The sequence below is a fragment of the Rhodococcus sp. ENV425 genome (assembly GCF_002887785.1).
Taxonomy (GTDB): domain Bacteria; phylum Actinomycetota; class Actinomycetes; order Mycobacteriales; family Mycobacteriaceae; genus Rhodococcus; species Rhodococcus aetherivorans.
The window spans coordinates 38,096-44,270 of the sequence record NZ_PCZU01000267.1 but is presented as its reverse complement, the minus strand read 5'-3'; the positions used below and the strand labels follow the sequence as shown (position 1 = coordinate 44,270).

General features: G+C 73.3%; 4 protein-coding genes. All 4 read right to left on the bottom strand.

All coding sequences use genetic code 11. The features are described 5' to 3' along the window. Positions 1-263 precede the first annotated feature (263 nt). Positions 264-1,550 carry a VWA domain-containing protein gene (locus CQZ88_RS24145; RefSeq protein WP_006940226.1) on the bottom strand — a complete coding sequence of 429 codons (1,287 nt, stop codon included), beginning with the start codon at positions 1,548-1,550 and terminating at the stop codon, positions 264-266. Between the two features lie 117 nt (positions 1,551-1,667). Beyond that, complete coding sequence (locus CQZ88_RS24140) at positions 1,668-2,312, bottom strand: DUF1707 domain-containing protein (protein WP_044476153.1); 645 nt, start codon at positions 2,310-2,312, stop codon at positions 1,668-1,670. A gap of 100 nt (positions 2,313-2,412) precedes the next feature. Further along, positions 2,413-3,822 carry an FAD-binding oxidoreductase gene (locus CQZ88_RS24135; RefSeq protein ID WP_006940220.1) on the bottom strand — a complete coding sequence of 470 codons (1,410 nt, stop codon included), beginning with the start codon at positions 3,820-3,822 and terminating at the stop codon, positions 2,413-2,415. Between the two features lie 53 nt (positions 3,823-3,875). Next, on the bottom strand, positions 3,876-6,175 hold a 2,300-nt coding region (locus CQZ88_RS24130), incomplete at its 5' end, for a BTAD domain-containing putative transcriptional regulator (protein ID WP_258008763.1).

Below are 6,175 nucleotides of genomic sequence, written 5' to 3'. Positions count from 1 at the left end.
GCGCCGGGGCCGGCGCGACGACGAGGCGGTCGAGCTGGGCCCGCAGATGTGCGACGTGCGCGCCGACGGCGTACAGGTGCTGTTCGAGCGCGTAGCACTCGCCGGACAGCTGGGCGACGAGCCGCGGATCGAGGCCGGGCGGGGTCGGCGTACTCATCCCTACATGGTCCGCGGAGCGGCGCCCGCGGGCATGAGTATCACTACCGGACATGCGGGCTTGTGCACCGCCCTCATCGTAGTGTTGGTGCGGACCCCGTCGCAGTTCAGCCCACGATGCGCGCGGCGCGCGCCGCGCGCAGCCAGTTGGGAAACTCACCCAGCAGGCGCCGATAGAGTTCGGCATCGCTGACCTGGGAGATGTCGTCGACGCTGAAGAACCCGGCGTTGTCGACCACCCGCCCTCTCATGGTGTCGAGTTTTTCGAGCACGCCGTAGTTCGCCTTGCCGAGGCCGACGAACTGCCAGAAGGCGGGCAGACCGGATGCCTTCTTCATCAACGCGGTGATCGGGCCCTTCTTGTGGAAGCCGCCGTCGGTGAAGAACAGCACCAGCGTCGGCATCGACGCCCCCGCGGTGAGGGTGGAGATGATCTCCCCCATCACCGGCAGCTCGTCGTTGTAGCCACCGATCTGTTCGTAGTCGATGCCCCCGCGCACCCCACCGAGATGCAGATACGTCGCGCACCAGGACTCGACATCGTGGACGGCGATGTCCGGCAGCCGGGCGAACGAGACCGCATACAGGTACGGCTCGAGGGTGCCGTCGTCGTCGACCTGCACCGCGATCGGCACCATCCTCTCGACGACCTGATGGATGCGTGCGCTGGTGTACTCGCGGTGCATGCTGCCGGTCTTGTCGATCACCAGGACGACCCGGGCCCGCACCCCGGCCGCGCCCTTGTCCAGCAGCACCTTGGCGACTTCCCGCTTGCGCAGGTCCAGCCTCTGCCGCTTCTCCAACGAGAGTTTCGCTTCGCCGGCGACGGTGCGGACACCAGCGCTGTCCACGACCGCAGCCGGCGCGGCCACCGCGGCAGGTTCGGCACTGGCGGGTTGATCGTCGACCTGCACCCCATGGTGGACCACCAGCGCCGACAGGCCCGTGTCCCACCCGGCGGAGACGTTGCGAAGCTTCCACGCGCCGTTGCGGCGATAGATCTCGAGCAGGACCGCCGCCCGCTCGGTGCTCAACCCCAACGCGGGCGCTGTTGTCTCGCCCGCCGGGTGGGCAACCTGCACGCCCAGACCGGGGACGGCGGACAAGCTGCCCGGCACACTGTCGTCGAGGGCGACCGCGACCGACAGCCGCTCGATCCCCGCGGGTATCGCGGCCAGATCGACACCGATCCGGTCGGCCGCGACCAACCGGACCGCGCCCTCCGGGGAGGCCGGCTGGTTGAAGAACACGAAATCGGCGTCGCTACGGACACGCTGGTCGGCGCCGAGTTGGAACACCATCAGATCGACAGTGCCCTGCCGGGCACCGGCCACCGCGACCGTCACCGGCCCCGAGGGGATGGTGGTGTTCTCGCCACGCGCAAGCTCTGCCATAAGCGTTCCGGCCCGGGGCGGGCCGCTTCCTTTCGTCGCACCAACACGCATTGGGACCGACACGGGTGCGCCTCCACCGGCCGACAGGCCCGACGCTCCTCGGGGACCGCCGGCCGGCTAGCCCAGCAGCTTGCGCAGCGTCGTGCCCAGCGGGTGCTTGACGTTGACGGAACCGAGGCGGACGGTGCCGCCGACGATCAGATGCAGCGGGCCGAACGGGGGCCCGTTGCGCACCTTCGACTCGGCGCTCGCGGCGACGGTGTCGAGGCCGTTGATGTCGGCCGTGGCTTCGGCGGGAACGATCAGGGTGATGGAGCTGAGGTAGTCCTCAACCTGGATCCGCACCACCTGGGTGCGCATGACGGCCTCGGTGAAGTCGAGGGTCACCGAGGACATCAGGGTGTCGAGCCGCAGCACCGGTGGCACTTCCCACCGCCCCTTGCGGCTGAGGTTGGACAACCGGCCGCGGATGGTGGGTGTCTGCAGATGCGAGGCCGGGGCGGGGGGCACCGGCCCGGCCATCGGCGGCGCCGGGGCGGGGGTGGGCTGCATCGGATGTGGCAGGTACTCGGGCCGCACCTGCATTCCGGGCAGGTCGACGAGCACGGCGTTCAGTTCTCCGCGGGTTCTGGCGGCCAGCGCCGTGTCCATCCGCTCGGTGAACTCCCCCAGCGACAGCATCCCCTGCCCGACCGCGCGCTGCAGCAGCGTCCCGACGTGTTCGCGCTCGGCGTCCGAGACACGCAGATCCCTCGACTCCATGATCATCAGGGTAGGCGCTGGCGCGCCGGGATCATCAGGGTAGGCGCTGGCGCGCCGGCCCGACGGTCGTGGAGCCGAGGGACGGACGGATGCGACCGGCTCAGATCGCCGTTGCCGCCCATCGCGCGGCGGGCGCGAAGACGCCGCTGGGATCGTATGCCGCGCGGATCTCGGCGAGCCGGGTCCGCTGGGCGGGGGTCCACGCGTTCGCCACCCGGGCAGCCGGGGGCCCGTCCACGCCGCCCGCGAAGTTCATCAGCGCACCGCCGGAGGCCCACGGCGCCATCGCCCCGACGACGGTCTCGAGCGCTCCGGGCACCGCGTCGGCGATGGGCGGCACCAGCACCCCGACGGTGAACAGGGTGAACGCGGCGTCGCGGCCCGCGACGGCGTTGGGGGTCTCGGGCGGCACACCGAGCGCGCCGCCCATGGCCCGGACCTCGGCGAGCGCGATCGGCAGCGCGCCGGCGGGACCCGCGACGGCGAGCAGGGCGTCGAGGGCGGCGTCCGGCAGCTCCCGCAGCAGCACCGAGCGCTCCATGCCTGGCATCGGGTCGGTGGGGTCGGCGTGGATCGAACCAAGGGCGGGGTAGACGATCTCGGTCACGGTGTCGAGGACCGGGGTGGCCACCGCGCGCAGCGGGGCGAGCAGCGCGCCGGCGTCCTCGGCGTCGTCGACGTGCGCGAACCGCACGTGCACGGCGGTGCGGCCGCGCAGCGGCTCGGGCAGTTCCGGGAGCGGCGGGAAGTTGACGATGGCCAGCGAGCTGGACACCGAGGTCGGCGCCGCGGAGATCCAGTCCCGCCAGCGGCGCAGCACGGCCGGGGCGTCGGCGATGTCGTAGAAGAGGCCGCCGCCGTCCAGGGTCTGGATGGGCAGGAGTTCGAACGTCATCTGGGTGACGATCCCGAATGCCGCGCCGCCGCCGAGCAGGGCCCAGAACAGGTCGGGTTCGTCGTCGGGGGTGACCCGCCGCAGCTGCCCGTCGGCGGTGACGACCTCCATCCGCAGGACCCGGTCGGCGGCGAACCCGTGGGTGCGGGCGATCGGGCCGAGCCCGCCGCCGAGCGTGTACCCGACCACCCCGACGCCCGGTGCCGAGCCGGCCAGCGGTGCCAGCCCGTGCGGGGCCGCGGCGTCGAGCACCTGCTGCCAGCGGACCCCGGCCTCGACGGTGGCGGTGCGCTCGGCGCGGTTGATGCTCACCCCGTCGAGGAGGGCGGTGTCGACCAGGATGCTGTTCTCCGGCGCGGGGGCGGCGCCGTGGCCGGTGGCCTGCACCGCGACGGTCAGCCCGTTCTCGGCCGCGATCCGGACCGCGGCGGCGACGTCGGCGGCACTCGAGGCGACCACGACGGCGGCGCTGCGGTGGACGGTGGCGAGGTTGAAGCCGGTGGCGGACAGCCGATAGCCCTCGTCCTCGGGGGCGTGTACGACACCGGCGACGGCGGTCCGAAGCAGGTCGACGACGGACGTGGGGGCCAGGGTCTGGGGCGTCGGGTGGGACATGGTGCTCCTCGGAAGGATCGGATCTCGGTCCCTTCCAGGACAACCGCCACCGCTTAGCTGCCGCTTAGCTCCGGCTGCGCACCGACGTGCCCCGTCCGGCACAGCCGGGCCAGCAGCGCGCTCACCTCGTCCCGGTCCAGGCCGGCGCCGAGGCTCGCGCACCGCTCGAACTCGGCGTCACCGAGCGCGTCGCGGACGACCGCCGCCTCGCGCGGCCCGTCGACCGGATCCATCACCTCGGGCAGGAAGCCGATGCGGCCGCCGAGCGCCCGGACCGCCCCGAGGAGCATCGCGCCGACGTCGGGAGTACCGAGCCGGGCCACCAGGGCCGCGGCGCTGTGGACGAGCACCAGCCACGACGTCACGTCCCGCTCGGCCTCGAGGACCGGCTGCATCACCCGGACCGCGTCGAGCGCCGCGTCCGTGTCCCCGACGTCCATCGCCGTGCGCATGAGTGTCCACGACGCCGAGCCGACCGCCCAGCCGTGGCCGCAACGTTCGGCTGTCGCGACCGCCTCGCGCAGCACCTGCTGCGCCCGTTGCGGATCGCCGAGGAAGCGCAGGATCATGCCCTCGATGAGCAGGGCGTCGGCGCGCTGCCACACGGCGCCTTCCCGGCGCAGGACGTCCGCACTCTCGTGCGCTGCGTGCAGGAACTCGTCGGACGGGCCCGTGATCGCGGAGCAGTACGCCCACCAGGACCGCATCCACGCCTCGGTGACGACGTCGCCGCCCTTCCCCGCGGCGTCGGCGGACCGTCCCAGCACGGCCGCCGCGCCGGCCGCGTCCCCGGCCAGGTAGGTGAGCCCGCCCAGGCCGGTCAGCGCCGACGACAGGGTTGCCGCTGCGACGGCGGTACCGGTCCGCTCGACCGCGTCCAGGGCTGCCGATATCAGCTCCAGACCTTCCCGGATGTGCCCCCGCCGATACCAGAACCAATAGAGGGCCCCGGCGAGTTCGAGCGCGTAGACGGGATCACCGGCGGCCAGCGCGGAGGCCGCAGCGGCACGGTGCTCGGCGATGTCCGCCGTCAGGGCGTCGAAGGTCTGCCGTGCCCGGGAGCCGCGCAGGTGCGGCACCGCCGCGAGGGCCCGCCGCAGCACGAACCGGCGGTGCACGTCGGCCATCCTGTCCCGTTCGGCCGCGTCCGCGCGGGCCAGGGCGAACTCGCGGATGGTCTGCAGCATCGAGTACCGCCGCGGCGACGACGACGGCTCCACCCGCAGCAGCGAGCGCCGCACGAGGGCGGTCAGCGGCGGCAGGACGCTCAGCGGCGGCGTGCTGCCGTGCACGGCGGCGGCACCCTCGATGTCGAAGCTGCCCGCGAACACCGCGACCTCGCGCAGCAGCCGCGCCTGCTCGTCGTCGAGGAGCCGGTAGCTCCACTCGATCGCGTCGGCCAGCCCCCGCTGCCGCGGCGGAGCGGTGCGGGAGCCGCCCTGCAGCAGCGCGAACCGGTCGCTCAGCCCCTCGGCGATCTGCTGCTCGGACAGCACCCGCAGCTGCGCCGCCGCGAGCTCGATCCCGAGCGGGATCCCGTCGAGCTCGGTGCAGATGCGACGCACCGGTTCGGTCACCTCGTCGTGGATCGTCCAGCCCGGCACCACCCCGGCGGCCCGGACGCCGAACAACTCGACGGCGGCGCACTCGTCCAACGGCGGCACCTCGTAGACCCACTCCCCGTCGAGGCCGAGCGGCTCCCGGCTCGTCGCCAGGATCCGCACGCCGGGGCAGCGCTCGAGCAGCGCCGTCACCAGCTCCGCCGAACCGTCGAGCAGATGCTCACAGTTGTCCAGCACGAGGACGCACTCACGTGGGGCGAGCACCGTGGCCAGGTGGTCGACGGTCCCGGGGCCGAGGATCTGCAGGGCCGACGCCACCGTCGCGGCCACCAGCGCATCGGCCCGCACGGCCGCCAGGTCCACGAACCACGGCCCGTCGGCGGGACGTTCACCGCCGTTGCGGCACACCTCCACCGCGAGCCGCGTCTTGCCGACCCCGCCCGGCCCCACGAGCGTGACCAACCGTTCCCCGGCCAGCGCCGCGCCGACGTCCGCGAGCTCACGGGCCCGATCGACGAGGGCGGTGCGGGGCGACGGCACGTTGGAGGTCGCGCTCGGGGTGCCCAGCGCGGCGGCGGGCCCCGGCGAGACCCCGGCGGTCCCGAGCAGCCGGACGTCGTCCTGCCGCAGCACCGCCGTCTCGAGTTCGCGCAGCCCGGTGCCCGGCTCGATGCCGAGTTCGCCGTCGAGCACGGTGCGCACGCGGCGCAGCGCCGCCAGGGCGTCGGCCTGCCGGCCCGCCCGGTACAGGGCGACGACCAGCAGTTCCCAGGCCCGTTCGTCGAGCGGAT

Coding starts and splice junctions, on each gene's coding strand:
- CQZ88_RS24145 (WP_006940226.1), bottom strand. CDS start 1,550: ATGGCAGAGCTTGCGCGTGGCGAGAACACCACCATCCCCTCGGGGCCG.
- CQZ88_RS24140 (WP_044476153.1), bottom strand. CDS start 2,312: ATGGAGTCGAGGGATCTGCGTGTCTCGGACGCCGAGCGCGAACACGTC.
- CQZ88_RS24135 (WP_006940220.1), bottom strand. CDS start 3,822: ATGTCCCACCCGACGCCCCAGACCCTGGCCCCCACGTCCGTCGTCGAC.